The sequence below is a fragment of the Allochromatium palmeri genome (genome assembly GCF_009720725.1).
GTDB lineage: Bacteria > Pseudomonadota > Gammaproteobacteria > Chromatiales > Chromatiaceae > Thermochromatium > Thermochromatium palmeri.
The window spans coordinates 1-18,498 of the sequence record NZ_WNKT01000049.1; the positions used below are offsets into that span (position 1 = coordinate 1).

Genomic DNA, 18,498 nt, shown 5'->3' on the forward strand with positions numbered 1-18,498 from the left:
GTGATATGACGATCTACATGTGGCCGAAATGGGCCGCACGGGCCATTGAATGGAGCGCGAAACACTCATGACGTAGCCACTGAAAACAAAATGTTTGTGAAAAAGGGCACTTTCAGTGTTAACGAATAGTAAACGGTATTTGATCAGCGTTTCCTTAAGAAAGATAGCCGAAGCAGACGTCAACTATCTTGACACTGAGGGCTCCGAAACGTCAGCCAGCGAGGGGGGGGTAAACGGTTACATTTTATCTAAGTAACTCATGATCAAAATAGTCTTGTAGAAAAATGCAATTCGGTTCATATATTTTGTGAAGTTTTAAAATTATTTTTTCGGATATGCTGTAATCATTGGCTAAGTTATTGATAATCTTTTCAGTTCCTTGAATAAACTTTTTCTCGTTTATATTTATATTAATTTTTTCTGATATTTTTTGAGATGAAATTTTAGGTTTTTCAATTAATTCGTCATAACTAATTGCAAGAAAATTAGAGAAATTTTTTGAGTAAAGCTCAATTGCAGAAGCATAATCATTATATTTTTCTTGGGCTTTTGTCCAATTGTTATCGCTGTCGAGCATGCCCTCAAGCCATTCATTAGCAGCAGCATCGTCCATCTGCAAATTGTTATATGAATTCATAAGTTTTACGGCAGATAAGAAACGCTTGACTGGATTTCTACATATAAGCAGTATTCCAGCGTCCTCACCGACAACTTCTTTCATTTTTATAATTGATTCCTCATCAAAAAGCATATATTCGGGCGTAACTTCGCCAATTAATTGATGATTTTTTAAATTGGGGCGAAACAAATCTAAATAATTGACTTTTTCAATCGGCAGCCTGGCAAGTAGTCGATTGGTTCGCAGATAGCACCGATACCGGTTATTTTTGACAAAACTGAGGTCTTTGCTCGAGACGATACGATCAACTTCGCGCATGAGCTGTCGAGTTGAAAACTCTTGTAACGCCTGCCGCGAGCGATAACCATAAAGCGTATCAAAGTAATGCAGCTCCTTGACTGGATGCATGAAAACCTCAGATGAAGCCTCCAGCAAGCTATGCAAAAGCGTTGACCCAGCACGCTGCGAGCCAATTCCGATGATAAAGCGATGACGCCTTGTATCAACCATTACTTCAATATTCCAAGATAGCAACCGATGAGTTCATCGATATACTGAGTTGTATTCACTAGGCCATTGACAACGCAACTGCTTCGGTTGTCACCATCACCCCTGTCTCGCTCTGCCGACTGTCGAGCTGCCTCGATCGCCTCCGGCAACCGCTCCAGCGCCTCGCTCAATCCGCGACAATCGCTCACATCCACCCGATGGCCGTTAACACCCTCGACGATGCAATCGCCGATGCTGCCCCGATCCGAGGCAATCACCCACAGTCTCGCCTGAAGCGCCTCGCGCGTAATCAAGCCATAGCTCTCGGGCCAAATGCTCGGCGCAATGAGCACGTCCATCTGCGCATAGAGCTCGGCGATACGCGCCTGCTCGACCTTGGCGATATAACGCACGGGAGTTTGACCCCAATGCGCTTCATAGTTCTCGCCGGGCTGCAAGGCATGATCGACGACCAGAAGCGAAAACTGCGAAAAGCTACCGCCTTCGATCGCTTCGCGCAACAGGTGATAACCCTTGTGACGGCTGATACCGCCGATGAAGCCCAACACCAACCGCTCATCCTCACCACGACGCGACTCACGCGGCAGCGGCACAAAGGGTTCGGACAGGTTCTCATGAGTCCGAACAGCCCGCACACCCGCCTCGCGATACAGCTCTGCGAACTTCTCCGAGACCGCCAGCACCGCCGCCGCGCGCTTGAGCACCCCTTGCAGGGTACCGGCCCGCGCCAGACGCTCGGCGATCGTCGGGCCGCTCGGCGGCGGCGCGCCACCGCTGAGCGGATCGGTATGATCGACCAACTGGCCGAACTCATCGACCAGGAACAGATAGCGCGACAGCCACCAGCCATCGTGCAGCGTGATGACATAGGGGATCTTGCACGCCAGCGCCGCCATGGCCACCGACGCCGTCAGCATCTGCACGCTGTGCAGGTGAATTAAATCGAAGTCATAGGCCTTGAAGAACTCGGTACAAAACGCCTGCACGCGCGAATCCTCGTGCAGCGCCCAGTCGCGTGGCGGGATCTCGAGTCGGGTGACGAGCGCCGCGCCATACCAGTATTGATCGACCTGATAGGCGCGTTCGCCCTCATGGTCGGCCTGGGTGGTGAGGACGAACACTTCGTACTCGTCGCCATGCTGTTCGAGCAGACCGCGTACCTGGGTCTCCATCACCCGGGTGGCGCCGCCGATCGATTGCGGATGAAAGTAGACATTGACCAGCAGCAGACGCTTTTTAGTCTTCGGCCTGGCGCGCATGGCCAGCGCCGAGGCTTTGAGCGCCGGCGACGACGACAGCGGCGGATAGGGCGCGAGCAGCTGTTCCAGGATGCGCTCACCTACGTTCGGGCTAAAGCGTTCGAGCGCCAGCGCCCGCGCCGCCGTACCGATCCGAGCGCGCAGCTCGGCCTCCTCGATCAAGCGGGCCACTTGGCGCTGCCAGTCCTCGATGGTCGCCGCGAACAGCACGTTCTCGTCATCGGTCAGTACCTGGCGATAGGCCGCTGTCGGCGAGACCACCGAAGGAATGCCAAACGCCGCTGCTTCCAGCCACTTGATCTCGCTCTTGGTATCCGTGACACGCGAGTCTTCGAGCACCGCGATATTGATATCCGCCTGCTCGACCAGATCCAGATAACTGAGATAGTCCGGCGTCGGATCGCGGAGCGTGATGCGATGCACGCTAAGAAAATCCGAGGGCAAATCATCAAAATAACCCACGAGCTGAAAATCGACCTGCGGATAGGTCTTGAGGATCTCGATGGCGGCCGGCAGGAACAGCTCATAGAACGCCTGCTTGTGCGCCTTGGTCGCGCTGCCATAGAACAGACGGAGGCGACCCTGAGCCGCAGCGTCTGTACGACGCGACGACGAGCGCCGCAACCCTTTGCGCGTCACCCGCTCGAACACTTCCTGACTCAGCAGATTCGGCAGCACGGTGACTCCGACACCCTCGGCCAGATAGGGCGTCACCTCCTCGCCAAGCGGCCCGGTCGAAACCACGCAATGATCGGCCAGCCCCAGCGCGGTGCCGAAGAAGGGATTGTCGAGCGTCAGATGACGGTGCAGATCCGCATCGATGGTGCCTGCATAGGTTTCGAGCGGCGGCGGAAAGAGTTCAGGGTTGAAGATCAGATCATCGATATCATAGATGATCGGAATGCCGAGCTGACGGGCATAGCTGAATACCTCCAGACCCTGGATCGTAGCCGGTACGCGGCAGGCAAAAAGCACCGCCGCATCCATCAAGCGTCGGCGCCAATCAACTAGGCCCAGTTCTGAGAGTTCGAGCACCTCGGTCGTCCAGCCGAGCGCCTCGGCCTGCTCGATCTTTTCGCGAATCCGGTAGTAAAAGCACTGAAAAAGATCGCGCGATCCCCAAAACACCAGCTTGCGATGCCCGAGACGCGACCAAGGGTGCGTGCCGTCGGGGTTGTCTCCTGCTTCACCGTGGCGATTCGCCAAATTCGACTGCAACGCCTGCACCATTCGCGCCAGCTCCGACAGATCGCGCTGGCGCATCGCCAAACCATCGTCGAGGTTGCTTGATTCGGCCAACCAGCGGCTGGTCTCGACGGTCTCCTTATAGTAGTCGTGCAGCAATCCCCAGCCCTCACGCCGGCTGTGGGTCTGATGCGGGTTGAGTGTCTCGGCGCGACAGAGCGCCCCAATGGCATCGGGTGCACGCTCGTGCAGCAGGCCGGGGTGCTCGCGCAGATAGAGACGCAGCAGCACGCCGCGTTCGTGCTGGAGATACCAGTTGCGCGTGTCTTGACGCAGATACGCACCCAGCAGCGCCAGAGCGCGTGCATTGCGGCCGGTCTCGCGATAGAGCTGGATGATGAAGGCTTGCTGCTCGGGCGCAGCCTGGGACGACGAGCCGGTCAGTAGATCGAGAAAGTCCAGCGCCAGCCAGGCGTTGCGCGTAAAGCGATAGAACCAGTGTGCGAGTGGCAGTGCCAGGGGGGCCAGCGTGGATTCGATCTCGGTCGCGTCGCCGGCGGACATGGCCAACGCGGCGGCGAGATGACGATGGAGATCCTGACCTAGTGCTTGGATGCGCTCGCGCCGCGCAACCGCATCGACGAAGGGATCGGGTGCGTGGAAACTGTCGAGAAAGGCCGTGGTGATCCGCTCCGGCGCGAGCGCCGTCCAGCGTTGCAGACCACAGTCGGCGATGGTGCGCAGCAGAGTCGACTCCAGGCTCATGGCCGAAAAGTGCTCGCTGAAACGCGGATCATCCAGTAATTCAAGCGCCCCGGCATAGTCGCCCAGATCGCAGCGTTGGCGCAGCAGAGTCACGAACGCTCCAAAAGCGGCCTCCCGGCGCAGGACGGCGGCCTGTTCCGGATCCAGCTCGATCGACGCCTTGGCGGCTGGGCGCAACGCGATCGGATCGGGCGGCTCCAGCGCCTTCAGTACGTCTTCGGGCTGGAGCAAATCGCCACGGCGCTTCTGCTCATCCAACTGGCGGGCGGCCTGCTTGGTCAGGGCGATGGATGACAGAGGCGACGCGAATTTCGGACTCTTCAGTACCATGCCATTGGCTAGGATGGTTACGGCTACACCGGCTTCGAGTGCCGCCGTCAGTGCCTTCGCTTGATCCGGTGTCGGCTCACAGGCAAAGCCCGAGTACAGGAAGGCCTCGCCGCGTTCGGCGGCCACATCAGCGCGCTCCTTCCAGATCGGCTTGAGCGGGAAGGTCTCCTGTTTGATCTTGAGTTCCAGGTGTACAGGATGACCACGACGGTCAACGACCCAGCCTTCGATGCTATAGGGATCGAGGTGCTCGACATAGCCCTGGATGGTTGGGCGACGACCGAGGCGGATGAGGCGTTTGAGCCGCATAGGTCAAAGCCCTCCATCGGGGCGTAACAGCAAATCCTTGATCAGCTCAATTTGTCCCTCGGCCTTGTGCAGTTCCTCGTCCATGAGTGCCTGGCGCTGATCGCGCTCGGCGAGTTCAGATTCGAGCTGAGCGACACGGCTCTGCTGTTCTTGAAGCTGAGTTTTGAGCGTCTCGATTTGTGTCTGGCGCTCGGCGGCAAGTTTGGCTTGCTCATCGCGCGCGCTGGTGAGCGCGGTTTTTTCCTTGGTCAGGGCGGCTTTCTCGGCCGTCAACGCCTCGATTTGTTTCTGGCGCTCAGCGGCAAGTTTGGCTTGCTCATCGCGTGCGCTGGTGAGCGCGGTTTTTTCCTTGGCCAGGGCGGCTTTCTCGGCCGTCAACGCCTCGATTTGTTTCTGGCGCTCAGCGGCGAGTTTGGCCTGCTCATCGCGTGCATTGGTGAGGGCGGTTTTGTCCTTGGTCAGCGCCGCTTTCTCGGTCGTTAGCGTCTCGATCTGCGTCTGGCGCTCGGCGGCGAGTTTGGCTTGCTCGTCGCGTGCGCTGGTGAGCGCGGTTTTGTCCTTGGTCAGCGCCGCTTTCTCGGTCGTTAGCGTCTCGATCTGCTTGCGTAACGCTGCCTGTTCTAGCTTCAGCGGATTGAGTGCAAACAGCCAATACGGCTGATCCGGATCATCGCGATCATCTTGCTCGACCAGATCGAATCCGCGTGTCTTAAGCCAATCTACGAGTGTCTTGGCCGGCACACTGCCACGATAGAGTGGCTCAAGACCGCCATGCAACCGCAGGTGCCGAAAGCGGCGCAAGAGATCGGCGGCTTGCAAGGCTTCCAGTACACTGATCTCCTCCCCTGGCAGCTCGATTACCAACAAATGCTCCGCATTGGCATCGAGATCCAGGGCACCGATCACGCCGACAACATCATGCGTCTCCAGCTCCACCGTTTCCAGCAATCTCAGGCCAGGGAAGAGCTGCAGCAGACCTTCCGCCGGATGCAGGCTGTTCGCCTCAGGTAGGTTGTAGCGATGCAGGGTGGCTGTTCCAGCGCGCGCCGCGAGCGCCAGACAACGCACTTCAACTGGCGATTGCTCCGCCGTCCGCTGACTCAATTGCTGGCTTGTGTCCGGATCGGCCTCGATCAGCAGTACGTGCTGGGGGTCATGTGCCAAATAGTCGTCAAGCTCGTGACACAGCCCCGAGCCGAGATGAATGACGGTATGAATGGACATCAGTTTCAATCCTCGACTGGCTTGCTGTCACGCCCCTCGGCCTGGCCAAAGCGCAGATAATGAACGAGCGGATTGAAGCCTGATTCGACGACATCCGGGTTGACCCGCAGGTAGTGATGCGTATCGAACGCGGGCGATGGATGGTAGCCGTGATAGACGCCAATGGTCAGGTAATGATCGACTGGATCGAGTCCCGGCAGATCGGCTAGGTAGGTGCGTGCATACCAGGCGGCGTCGAACAGGGTGCTTGCGGTGAGCAGGCGTCTGTCATGCTTGTATTGTTTGCGCGAGACCGGGCGAAGCGGCGGCTTGATGGCGATGACGAACCGCCCCGACGGCCTTTGCTGTGGACGGTGATCGACGGATAGCTGTTCACGCGTCTCGGTGAGTTGCGCTTCGAGGTGGCTGATCCGGCTGTGCAGTGCCTCCGCCGTTTCGCCGAGCCGGGCGATAAGTGCTGCAAGCTGCTCACGGGCCAGGCGATTGACCCGGCGTTCAGCTTCGAATGCCTGCTCGCGCTGACGTAAGTGCTCGTCCGCCTGAGCGAGTTGCTCGATGTGTGCATCACGCGTGCCGGCCAGCGCGATGAGTGTCTTCGAAAGCTGTTCGCGGGCCAGGCGATTGGCTTCCAGCTCCGGCACGAGTGCCTGATTTTGCAAGAAGAAGGATTCGAGTTCTTCCTGAACCTGATGGAGTTGCAGGAGCAGCAGCTCGTTTTCTTCGCTGAGATCGGTCTTTTCGGCCTTCAAAGCCTCGATCTGCGTCTGGCGCTCGGCGGCAAGTTTGGCCTGCTCATTGCGTGCGGCGGTTAAGGCTGTTTCTGCCTTGGTCAGCACGGCTTTCTCAGTGCTCAGTCCTTCGATCTGCTTCTGACGCTCGGCAGCGAGCTTGGTTTGTTCGTCGCGCTCCTGCGTCAAAGCTTGGCTATTCAAAAAAGTTGTTTCGAGTTCTTCCTGAACCTGATGGAGTTGCAGAAGCAGCAGCTCGTTTTCCTCGCTGAGATTGTTTTTTTCGGCCTTCAAAGCCTCGATCTGCGTCTGGCGCTCGGCGACGAGTTTGGCCTGCTCATCCCGAGTCTGAGTCAACTGGATCAATTGCTCCCGGTAGTCCCGATAGAGCGACCAGATTGCCTCCGGATCAGGCGTCTCAGTCGTGGCAAGCGGCGCAAGCGCCAATCCGCTCGCTTCAAGTTCATGCTCCAGGCGCTGGACATCCAGCTCACGCACCAGGAACTGCTCTGCCAACCAGTCCTCGATCGGCGCAGGCGGGGACGGTTGACAGGCGGTCAGTTTCGGCAAAATGTCGGGTGACAGCTCGCCGATCAGTTCGAAACGCTGACAAGCCTCCAGCAGCGTCTCGGGATGCGCACATGCCCGCTCGGCATCGATCAGCAAGGCACGCCGACGCTGCCGACGCTGAAAAGCCAGGAGGCGTCGATTGGCCGTCTGCCAATCGGCGAGAAATGCCTGTGGCTCCAAGCCATGAGACAACGCATGGGACAGCGCGCGCCGCGCCTGGGTGTAGAACAGCAGAAAGAGCGCGTCGGACGGCTGATCCACTTCAGAGGCGAAGTGCTCAATGGAGCGAGGCTCAACCGGCTCGGGGAGCAGGCTGTGCAACATCGGCAGGATCATCTTCCAACCGCTGCCAGGACAGCCCGTGACGATCACCCGGTTCATGCCGCGATCTCCCGCCAGTGCTTGATAGCTTCGGGCCAATTCTGCTGTGCCATGGCGATCTCGGCTTGGGCAATAATCAACAACGGATCCTGGGGATCCTGCGCTAGGCGTGCGGCGATGAGCTGCTCGGCTTCCGCGTTGCGCTGCTGCCGGCACAGTGCCATCGAATATTGGAGATAGAAACGTGTCGGCAGCTCGCCGCCCCCTAGATCCAGCACCTGTCCCCAGCGCGCGCTGGCCGCAGCCCAGTCCTGACGCACCGTGGCCAGCTCGGCAGCGGCGATGAGCAGCTCGCGCGACTCAGGGAAACGCTCGACACCCGCACTCAGTGTCGACTCGGCCTCGGTCAGCGCCCCTTGCCGGCGCAGTGCCTCGGCTAGGCGCACAGTCGCACGCACACCCAGCGCTCCCGCCATGTCGACGGCCAAAATCGAACGCCAGTGCGCGACGGCCAGCGACCAGTGTCCAGCGCGACTGGCGGCTTCGGCCTGCTCCAGATGCTCCTGGAGCAGCGGCTGAAAGTACTCAGCACTCGCCACGCACTCGTTCAGACGCTCCAAGTAGGCGCCATCCATAGGCTTCCAGGGAGTGACCACCGGTCCTGCAAGACTGAAAAACAGACGCGTGAAGAACAGAAAACTATCGTTATGGCCGAGCCGTGTCTGTGATTTTTCGACGAAGAGACGTGCCGCCACGGCCTGCTCGGGAGCCGCCACCGACCCGCCCTGATGGTCATAATCCGCCAGATCCGTTCCGCCGGTCGCTTCGCCATAACTCGGCGGCCATTGGAACTGATCGATGACCGCGCCATGCTCGTCCAGCCACTCCACGCCCAGGCTGGCCGTGCAGCGGTGATAGGCCAGATAGCCGCTTACCTGATAATGGCAATCCTGGAAACCGGCGGGTAGCCGGACAGGCTCGGTATACAGACGCAGCGGACCATTTTCCTCGGTCGCCTGACGATGCAGATAGGCGACATGGCCATCGGTGAGGCGCGTACCAGGACTGAAATCAAGACCCTGACCCTCGTGGCGTTCCCAGTGGTCGAATCCCTGATCGAAGGCCGAGTTGGGCAGGAGGTTCTCTCCAGCCAGCATGACGCGCAGAAAGTCTGCGGCGGTATATGCTGGGCCGGGATCGACCCTGAACTCGCCCTGCTCGGTGGTGACGCGGATCCGAACGACCAGCGGCCAGTGCGTGCCGATCCAGCGCAGTCCGCCGGGCTGGGTCGCTATGAGTTCAACGACAGCTGACTCATCGTCGAGCGCCCGGTCCGGCGTGGCTTCCAGCTTGATCTGCGCGCACGCCGTCTCGCTAGCGACCTCGACCTCGGTGCACCAATGCGCAGCAGGGTCGAGCGTATCGACGTCGATCAGTGCGCCGGCCTGCCAATGGCTGCGCGTCAATTCCTCGGACAAGGCCCGAGCGCCGGGCGAATAGGGCGCCCAGGCCAGCGGGGCTTGCGGGTCGATCACGCCCATGAACAGTTGACTCACGAACAAAAAGCTCGTCGCCTCGCCAGCGCCCGTGTGCGCGCCCAGGTTCAGACTCAGACGCACGCGGGTCGCGGTCGCAGGCGGCGTCAGCGACCATTGGCGCCAGCGATAATCGGCCAGGTTCCGACCGCCGGGGCGATCGTTGCAAGGCTCGACCGACAACAGCGTTTCCTTGATGACCGTCTCCTGATCATTGAGGAACTCAAGCAGGATGTTGGCGCTACAGCGATGGGTCGCGAAGAAGCCTGAGCACTGATACGTCAGGCCTCGATCCGCCACAATCGGGAGCAGCTCGGCTAGCTGCAACGTCGGCCGTGGCGCCTCGGCCGGCGCAAACAGATAAAGCGCATGACCGCCGTCCGGATGCCAATCATCGCCAAAATCGATCCCGACCGCCGCCGGCGCCTGCACATCAGTCAGCCAACCGTCCAGGGTTGCGGCGCCCTGACCGCCGAAATCCCCGTTCGGTAGTAGGTTGCGTCCAATCAAGGCCGGCGCCATCGAGGCGGCTTCGAGCGTATTCCAGGACACGGGCACGCGGTCAGCACCGCCCTGATAGAAAAGGCTGGCGGGCGGCATGTCATGATCGGGCTTTGCGCTCAGCAACCAAACCTGCCGGCCTGCGGCGCCCAAGCGAACGAAGGGAAGGCTCGAAGTATCCATATCAAACTCAGCGTGATCGTCTCTATTCGAGTAAAGAAGGGGAAGACGCGACATCCAGCGGCCGTGTTGGATCCTGGCGAAGACTGAAAGACTCGTCTCACTCCCGATGAGCAAGGTGAGGCATTCTAGCTAGCTTCGGCAAAGCTGTCAGGTGACGGACAGGATTGCTATGATCCGTTCGTCTGAAAATTGTAGGAAGCCGTCGAGGAGTACGGGACGTCGTGAGTCAGCGCCAGCGTCGAAGCCGTTGTCAAACAACAGGTCGCTACACGGTGATAGGTACTTGCGTGCAGTGAGTCAGCGTCCACCGTCTCGACTCGCCCTAGGCAATGCCGCGCTGCGCGCCGGCCGTCACGCTGAGGCCATTGCGCACTATGCCTGGTTGATATGCCAGTCTCCCGAGCTGGCCGAAACACTAGCCCTCGCTGACAACCTCGCTCTCGCGCGCCAACGCCATCATCGTGCCTCGTCGCAGCACGGATCGCCGTGGCGCGACTCGCCGTGCCCGGCCAGGGTTGCTGTCGTCGTCCATATCTACTATCCAGAACTTTGGCCGGAGATCGCCGAGGCGCTCTCGCTCCTTGTCTATCCATTCGACCTCTACGTCACTATCACGCCCGATACGGCGCCTGACATTACCTCAAGGGTCAGATCTGCGTTTCCTGCCGCTCATATTCAGACCTATCCCAATCGCGGCATGGATGTGTTGCCCTTCCTGCGCCTGGCGCCGACGCTGATCCAGGCCGATTATCAAGCCGTTTGTAAGCTCCACACCAAACGCGGCGATGGCCAGCAGGGAATCACATGGCGCCGCGCCATGCTCGATCCGCTGATCGGCGACAACACGAGCTTCGTGGACGTCGCGGAAGCCTTTGCGCGTGATCCCCGGCTACAGCTGGTTGGACCCGCCCCACTCTATCAGTCTGCCCAGCATCTGATGCGGTGCAATGAACCCTTGGTAAGTCGGCTGTACCAACAACTGACAGGACAGGGACTCCCCGCCGCAAACTGGGGATTTTTCGCCGGAACCATGTTTTGGGTTAGGCCGCGTATCCTGCAGGCACTAGCCAAACTCATCGCGCCCGGTGCCGTACTGGATCCCGAATTGTTCGAGACGGACTATCAGCAAGACGGGCAGCGTGTGCACGCACTTGAACGTGTGTTCGGCGTGCTGCCAAGCCTGCATGGCGGTGAGGTCGGTTTGGTACATCACGCACTGAACGGCGGCTGGTGTCTCCAGTTACCGCCACCGAGGCCGCGAACCGCTAGCGCGCAGATCTGGACGCTCATGCCCCAATATGAGCAGTTGACCGACAAGCGCCAAGAGATGACGGGCAGCGGTCAATTCGATGTTGGACAGTATCTGCAGCAATGGCCGGAGTTGGCAGGTACTCAGATTGACCCATTGACGCACTATCTACTGATTGGGGTCTTCGAACACGCTACGGAAAGCTGATGACAGCCGCCTTGTCGGCTTCATTGCTACGCCTGCCTCATACTCTCAAGAACTGGCACGACACACACCCTGGATGCTGCAAAAAGGGTGTCGACAACCTCCTGCAGCTTGACTCATCGACTCTCTTCGATACATCCCATTCCGCTTATTGATTGGAATTCGGGATGCGACCCATTTATCGTCTTCGCAACCTCAGGCCGCACCCATCGAACGGAGTAAATCATGAGCACGAAGACGTATGACGCCGGCGTCAAAGATTACGCCCTGACCTACTGGACCCCGGACTATGTGCCCTTGGATTCCGACTTGCTGGCCTGCTTCAAGGTCACGCCGCAAGCTAAGGTGTCACGCGAGGAGGCCGCCGCCGCCGTGGCCGCCGAGTCCTCGACCGGCACCTGGACCACGGTCTGGTCGGATCTGTTGACCGATCTCGATTACTACAAGGGCCGCGCCTATCGCATCGAGGACGTGCCGGGCGACAAGGAGAGCTTCTATGCCTTCATCGCCTATCCGCTCGATCTGTTCGAGGAAGGCTCCATCGTCAACGTGCTCACCTCGCTGGTGGGCAATGTGTTCGGCTTCAAGGCCGTGCGCGCGCTGCGTCTGGAAGACATCCGCTTCCCGCTGCACTATGTGAAGACCTGCGGCGGCCCGCCCAACGGCATCCAGGTCGAGCGCGACCGCATGGACAAGTATGGCCGTCCCTTCCTCGGCGCCACCGTCAAGCCCAAGCTGGGTCTGTCGGCCAAGAATTATGGCCGTGCCGTCTACGAGATGCTGCGCGGCGGTCTGGACTTCACCAAGGACGACGAGAACGTCAACTCCCAGCCCTTCATGCGCTGGCAGAACCGTTTCGAGTTCGTCTCCGAGGCCGTGCGCAAGGCGCAGGAAGAGACCGGCGAGCGCAAGGGTCACTATCTGAACGTGACCGCCCCGACCTGCGAGGAGATGTTCAAGCGGGCCGAGTTCGCCAAGGAATGCGGCGCGCCCATCATCATGCACGACTTCCTCACCGGCGGTTTCACGGCCAATACCAGTCTGGCCAACTGGTGCCGCGACAACGGCATGCTGCTGCACATCCACCGCGCCATGCACGCCGTCATCGACCGCAATCCCAAGCACGGTATCCATTTCCGCGTACTGGCCAAGTGTCTGCGTCTGTCTGGCGGCGACCATCTGCACACCGGCACCGTGGTCGGCAAGCTGGAAGGCGATCGGCAGTCGACGCTCGGTTTCGTCGATCAGCTGCGTGAATCCTTCATCCCCGAAGACCGCTCGCGCGGTCTGTTCTTCGATCAGGACTGGGGCGGCATGCCGGGCGTGATGGCGGTGGCCTCGGGCGGTATCCATGTCTGGCACATCCCGGCGCTGGTGACGATCTTCGGCGACGACTCGGTGCTCCAGTTCGGCGGCGGTACTCAGGGTCATCCCTGGGGCAACGCGGCCGGTGCGGCCGCCAACCGCGTGGCGACCGAGGCCTGCGTCAAGGCGCGCAACGAAGGGGTCGAGGTCGAGAAGCACGCCCGCGAAGTGCTCAGCGATGCCGCGCGCCACAGCCCGGAGCTGGCCGCCGCCATGGAGACCTGGAAGGAGATCAAGTTCGAGTTCGACGTCGTCGACAAGCTCGACGCGGCCTGAGCCACGAACCCCTGTCCCCAGTCCATCTTTGAGAGGAACCCGACATCATGAACACCGCGAGCAGCATGGGCGATCACGCCACCATCGGCCGCTACGAGACCTTTTCCTATCTGCCGCCGCTCAATCGCGAGGAGATCCTGGAGCAGATCCTCTACATCCTCGACAACGGCTGGAACGCCTCGCTGGAGCACGAGCATCCGGATCGTGCCTTCGAGTACTACTGGCCGATGTGGAAGATGCCCTTCTTCGGCGAACAGGATCCGAACGTGATCCTGACCGAGATCGAGGCCTGCCGGCGCAGCTATCCGGATCATCACGTCCGGCTGGTCGGCTACGACACCTACGCCCAGAGCAAGGGACATTCCTTCCTGGTGCACCGCGCCCGCTGAGGGCGGACGCGAGGGCGAGGGGCGCGCTCCGGGCAGGCCGATGACATCGAGGATCGTGCTTGATTCGTAGAAGCCGATCAGAAGACGACCGACATCGGCCCCAGGCCCGGAGCCTGGACAGCAGTCAGCAGCGATCCACGAAGAGGCAGGCACGGACATGGCTGATCAAGAACGACAGTTGACGGGGCGCGCGGCCTCCATTGCCAAACGCCGCGCCATCGCCAACGGTGGTAAAGCGGGTCGACCGAGCCCTGAATCGGTCACGAACACCGCGTCGAACACCGGGCGCACCAAGCGCGGTCAAGTCAGCGAGGCGGCGCCCATGACGCTCCGCGAGCGTCTGAGCGCCCCGGAACCTGCACCGGCACCACGCGCCAGCCAACCGAAGCTCGAACGCAACCGGCGTTCCGTCACCCTGGCGGAAGGGCGCAAGCGCTCGATGGAGCGGCGCGATCAAATCACCCGCGGACGTCCGGGCTATGCGCGTCCGGCACCGGCTGATCAGGCCGATATGCGTGGACTCGTGGGCCGCGAGGCGTCGATCGCCCGGCGTCGCGCCATCGCCGGTCTGGAGCCGACGGCGCCCCGTTCGGGGCGTCAGCGCGACGACCAGACGTCCGTGACCACGGACAGTTCTCAAGCGACGGGTGTACCCAAGCCGGCGACCGAACGGCGCGCAACCGCCAATCCAGTCAACGACAAGCGCCAGCGTGCCGGTCGTCCGCGCGGCGGTGCGACCCTGGCCAAGGCTCCTTCGCGGGGTCGGATGCTGTCGATGGCGCGCCGCGCGGCCCTGGCCGGACGCGGCAAGACCGGCGTCGACTCGGTGAGCGGACGTTCCAGTCAGGCGGCGACGACCAATCTGCTACGCAATGCCGGTGTCAGCTCGCGAGAGATCGCCAAGCGCGTCCGCGAGGAACGCTGCGAGCACGGCAAGTGCGGCGAATCCGGTCCGCGACCCACGGGACGCGCCCGCCGCTCGAACGGCGCACGACCCAATGATGCACCGGCCAAGGTCGGCGTCAGCACCACAGCCTCCGGCCAGACCCTGACCGGCACCCAGGTCGGGCGCAGTCAGCGCACCACGGGTGACGAGGTCGGCGCCTGCCGTCAGGTCACGGGCACCGAATACATGGGCGCCGAGGTATTCCAGGAATTCTGCGGCATCGGCCCGACGCCCGCGCCCAACCGTCAGAGCGCCGTCACAGCCACCAGCGGCGGTCAGACGCTCACCGGCGATCAGGTCGCACGCAACGTCAAGGTCACGGGCGACGAGACCGGTGCCGGACGTCAGCTCACCGGCACGCCCTACACCGCCCCCGGACCCGAGGGCGCACCGCCCAAGGTTGGTCAAACACAGACCCTCAGCGGGCGTACCGTGACCGGCTCGCTGATCGGACGCAACGCCACCCTGACCGGCGTCGAATCGGGCGCCTGTCAGCGGGTGACGGGCAACGAATACCTCGGCTTCGAGCATTTCGACAGCGTCTGCAAGACTCGTCCCGAGCCGGTCGGCATCCTCAAGGTCGGACTCGACACCACCTGGCGCGGTCAGGCAGTGACCGGCAGTCTGGTCAGCGGCACGGCGCGTGTCACCGGCAACGAGACCGGACGCTGCGAGATCGTCACCGGTACCACCTATCTGGGTGCTGAGCAGATCACCACCGATTGCGGTCCGGAGACGGCACGCCAGACCGCCGAGCGGATGCCGCTGGGTCGCTCCACCCCCGGCTTCGGTCTCACCGGACTCCAGCCGGGGATCGGCGGCGCCATGACCGGCGACATCAAGGGCGCTTGCCAGCCCGTGACCGGCACGCCCTATCTGGGCGGGGACGACCTCCTGGCCACCTGCGACAGCGAAGAGTTCGCCGCCCTGCCGGGCAGTGACGACTTCCCGCAGCCGCTCGGCGGCGGTCAATGGGGTCATGGCCAGTTCAGCATCGACACCCCGGCGCGTGCCGCCCAGTCACAGCCGGCACGCCGCTCAGTGACCGGCACCCACTACGACGAAGAGCACAGTCGCATCACCGGTCCCTTCAACATGGGCGGCAACCGGGTCACGGGCACCGAGGGCTTCCGCGCCCGCCGTGCCGAGGAACGTCGCGAAAGCGGACCGTCCCGTCCCGGCAGCGTGATGTCGCCAAGGCCGGCCAAGGCGATGGCGTCGACGCCCATGATCGAGGAGAGCGTCGTTGAATCCGAGCCGGCCCGTCCACGCATCACGGGCGAGGGTCTGGACGGCGGACTGCGCATCACGGGTAACGATTGGGGCCGCAACGAGCGTGTCACCGGCACCGAGGGCAAGTCGGCGCACAGCCGCAACCCGACCCGACGCGGCGATGCGCCCGTGGGTGCCTTCGTCGGTGCCCGCGCCTTCCGCGATGCCCAGGTTCAGGAACGCGAGCGGCCTCAGTCCGAAACGCGCGTGACCGGCGGTAGCGGCGGTACCGAGCGCGGCGCCCTGGTGACACTCTCGGGCGGGGCTCGGGGTTAAGGACGGATAGCGGATCAGGAGTCATCGCCATGCGCATCAAGCCTAAGCCACAGCCACGCCAGCGCGTCCGTCCAGCCTCCTGGACGAACACGCCCGCTGCTCCGGTCAGCACGACTCAGGTGGCGCCTGAGTCCACCGGGTCGCTGGACGGGATCGGTCGGACGGGGACGCATCCGCTCACCCGCCTGGACGAAAACCAGCGGTTGTGGGCCTACGAGCAGCGGATCAAGGACGCCTTCGCGCGCATCGTGCCGACGCTCAAGTCCATCGCCGCCCGCGTCCCGGACGCCGGTTTCGAGGACTGGGCACAGGCCGAGGCCCGTCGGACGCTCGGCTTCGAGCTGCCCGAATCGCTGCTGGCCGACGCCTGGGTCGCCGGACTCGACCGGCGCGCGCTCTTCGCGCACGTCACCTTCGAGACGGTCCGCGCCATGAGCGATGACTACTTCAGCACGGACCCGCTCGATGATCGTGGCCAATCCGAGGAATTCGTCCGCTTCCTGCTGGAGTGTGGCTTCCACGCCATGAACGTCACGCCCTGCTCGGACGGACGTCTGGCCCATGCCATCCGCTATGTGTTGCGGCTGCCGATGGGCGCCGTCCAGCGCCGCGCCAACGCTGGTGCGCTCTTCGACGTCGAGGAGGCACTCGGGCGCTGGTCGACGGTGGAACTCGGACGCTTCCGCGAGGGCCTGCCCAACACCGCGGATGCCCCGACCCGCTATCTGAAGGTCGTCGTCTATCACTACAGCAGCCGCGATCCCGAGCATCACGGCTGCGCGGCCCACGGCAGCGACACCCGCCAGGCCGCCGCCGGCGGACGCGAGCGTCTGCACGCCTTCCGCGAGGCGGTCGAGAACAGCTACTGCTGCGGCGCCTCGATCGAGGGCCTGCTCATTGGCATCGACACCGACACCGACCGGCTGCGTCTGCATCTGCCCGACGCACGCGGCGATGCCGATTTGGACCGTTTTGTCGACGCTGGCGCGCTCCATCGCGAGACCGCACGGCTCGACCCCGAGGCGGCGCGCGCCCTGATCCGCGAGCGTGTGGCCAACCCGAGCGGCGGCGGTCTGGCCCCCGCGCCCGGTATGCAGCGTCTGATCGCGCGTCTGATCGAGCACAACATCTCACAGCTCGACTATGTGCGTGACTATCACAACGGCCACTACACCGACATTGGGCACGAAGAACGTTTCATCGGGGTCGGGATGGATTTCGCCGAGATCCATCTGCGCAATCTGACCTATTTCAGCTTTCTGCGCACCCTGGAAGAGGGTTCCTGCAATCTGGACGTCGGCATCAAGATCTTTACGCAGCTGAATGTCGCTCACGGACTGCCGATTCCGATCGTCATCCGCTTCGAGTACTCGGGACAGGTGCCAGGCGCACGCGAGCGGGCGATCGATCGCTGCGAACGGCTCGCCGGGGCCATCGCCCAGCGCTATCCGGATCTGGCCGAGCACGGTCTGCTCCACACCTACTGGACGGTGCGCGACAGCCAGGGCAACGGACGACTGGAACCGGTCGGCGGCTCATTGCTCGGCGGGAGGACGGCATGAAGATCTGTCGCGTCGAAAAACCGCTGGTCGCGACCAACCGCATCCCCGGACTGGAGCATCGTCATCTCCAGGTGGTGCTCGATGGCAAGAACCGGATGGTTGCGGTCGACGCCGTCGGCTGCACCCCCGGCGACTGGGTGCTCTGTGTCGGCAGCTCGGCGGCACGCGAGGCCGCCGGCCACAAGGACTACCCGAGCGATCTGACCATCGTCGGCATCATCGACCACTGGGCGGAGGATTGAGCATGGACATCATGCAGGTAGAACGCTCGCTGGTCTGCACGCGCCGCGTCCCCGGACTCCAGTCCGTATCGCTGCGGGTGTTGCGCGACGCCAAGGGCGCGCGGGCGGTGGCGGTCGATACGGTTGGCGCCCATCCGGGCAACTGGGTCTTCACCATCAGCGGCTCGGCGGCCCGAGTCGCGGTCGGCACCCAGATACTCACCGACCTGAGCATCGGCGGCATCATCGACCGCTGGGACGAGGACGAACAGATCGATGGCGTCTGACAGGATCGACTCTACGAACACGAACACAGCTTACGACACCGAAACACAGACCCACACTTGTCAACAGAGGAGTAACACGAGATGGCTGACGAATACTACGGGATCGCCCTGGGCATGATCGAAACGCGCGGACTGGTGCCCGCCATCGAGGCGGCTGACGCCATGACCAAGGCCGCCGAGGTGCGCCTGATTGGACGCGAGTTCGTCGGCGGCGGCTATGTGACCGTGCTGGTGCGCGGTGAGACCGGCGCGGTGAACGCGGCGGTGCGTGCCGGAGCCGATGCCTGCGAGCGTGTCGGTGATGGCCTGGTCGCCGCGCACATCATCGCCCGTCCGCATCGCGAGGTCGAACCGATCCTGCCGACCGGCGGCCAACTGGCTGAGAAAGCCGCTGCCTGAGGCCAGCACCAAG

13 protein-coding genes are annotated in these 18,498 nt (G+C 62.0%); 8 read left to right on the top strand and 5 right to left on the bottom strand.

All coding sequences use genetic code 11. From position 1 onward, the window contains the following. Positions 1-244 precede the first annotated feature (244 nt). Genes GJ668_RS16560 through GJ668_RS16580 form a run of 5 tightly spaced genes read right to left on the bottom strand, consistent with a single transcriptional unit; the run spans position 245 to position 9,955 of the window. Positions 245-1,129, bottom strand: coding sequence for a sulfotransferase (locus GJ668_RS16560; RefSeq protein WP_155451244.1), 885 nt, complete (start codon positions 1,127-1,129; stop codon positions 245-247). Continuing rightward, complete coding sequence (locus GJ668_RS16565) at positions 1,129-4,977, bottom strand: glycosyltransferase (RefSeq protein WP_155451245.1); 3,849 nt, start codon at positions 4,975-4,977, stop codon at positions 1,129-1,131. Before GJ668_RS16565 ends, GJ668_RS16560 begins: the two co-directional genes overlap by 1 nt. A gap of 3 nt (positions 4,978-4,980) precedes the next feature. After that, a complete protein-coding gene (locus GJ668_RS16570) occupies positions 4,981-6,201 on the bottom strand; it encodes a hypothetical protein (RefSeq protein ID WP_155451246.1) in 1,221 nt (406 codons plus the stop codon). 5 nt (positions 6,202-6,206) lie between these two features. Continuing rightward, complete coding sequence (locus tag GJ668_RS16575) at positions 6,207-7,880, bottom strand: coiled-coil domain-containing protein (RefSeq protein WP_155451247.1); 1,674 nt, start codon at positions 7,878-7,880, stop codon at positions 6,207-6,209. Then, the gene (locus GJ668_RS16580; RefSeq protein ID WP_155451248.1) at positions 7,877-9,955 is read right to left on the bottom strand and encodes a tetratricopeptide repeat protein; all 2,079 of its coding nucleotides are present in this window, start codon (positions 9,953-9,955) and stop codon (positions 7,877-7,879) included. The genes GJ668_RS16575 and GJ668_RS16580 overlap by 4 nt, the downstream gene beginning before the upstream one ends. Before the next feature lie 253 nt (positions 9,956-10,208). On the opposite strand from GJ668_RS16580, the gene GJ668_RS16585 reads away from it, so the two are divergent. The 8 genes from GJ668_RS16585 (at position 10,209) to csoS1 (ending at position 18,485) form a co-directional block, all read left to right on the top strand. Beyond that, entirely contained in the window at positions 10,209-11,495 is a 1,287-nt protein-coding gene (locus GJ668_RS16585) for a rhamnan synthesis F family protein (protein ID WP_155451249.1), read from the top strand. A 222-nt stretch (positions 11,496-11,717) separates the two neighbouring features. Continuing rightward, entirely contained in the window at positions 11,718-13,133 is a 1,416-nt protein-coding gene (locus GJ668_RS16590; RefSeq protein ID WP_155451250.1) for a form I ribulose bisphosphate carboxylase large subunit, read from the top strand. 47 nt (positions 13,134-13,180) lie between these two features. After that, positions 13,181-13,522, top strand: coding sequence for a ribulose bisphosphate carboxylase small subunit (locus tag GJ668_RS16595; protein ID WP_155451251.1), 342 nt, complete (start codon positions 13,181-13,183; stop codon positions 13,520-13,522). Between the two features lie 157 nt (positions 13,523-13,679). After that, the gene (locus tag GJ668_RS16600; RefSeq protein ID WP_155451252.1) at positions 13,680-16,016 is read left to right on the top strand and encodes an alpha-carboxysome scaffolding protein CsoS2; all 2,337 of its coding nucleotides are present in this window, start codon (positions 13,680-13,682) and stop codon (positions 16,014-16,016) included. A 29-nt stretch (positions 16,017-16,045) separates the two neighbouring features. Continuing rightward, complete coding sequence (locus tag GJ668_RS16605; protein WP_155451253.1) at positions 16,046-17,578, top strand: carboxysome shell carbonic anhydrase; 1,533 nt, start codon at positions 16,046-16,048, stop codon at positions 17,576-17,578. Further along, positions 17,575-17,820: an alpha-carboxysome shell vertex protein CsoS4 gene (csoS4, locus tag GJ668_RS16610; RefSeq protein WP_155451254.1), complete on the top strand. Its 246-nt coding sequence runs from the start codon at positions 17,575-17,577 to the stop codon at positions 17,818-17,820. The genes GJ668_RS16605 and csoS4 overlap by 4 nt, the downstream gene beginning before the upstream one ends. A 2-nt stretch (positions 17,821-17,822) precedes the next feature. Continuing rightward, positions 17,823-18,086 (top strand): carboxysome peptide B, encoded by a 264-nt coding sequence (locus tag GJ668_RS16615; RefSeq protein ID WP_155451255.1) that lies wholly within the window; start codon positions 17,823-17,825, stop codon positions 18,084-18,086. 81 nt (positions 18,087-18,167) lie between these two features. Beyond that, complete coding sequence (gene csoS1 / locus GJ668_RS16620) at positions 18,168-18,485, top strand: alpha-carboxysome major shell protein CsoS1 (RefSeq protein WP_155451256.1); 318 nt, start codon at positions 18,168-18,170, stop codon at positions 18,483-18,485. The last annotated feature ends 13 nt before the right edge of the window (positions 18,486-18,498 follow it).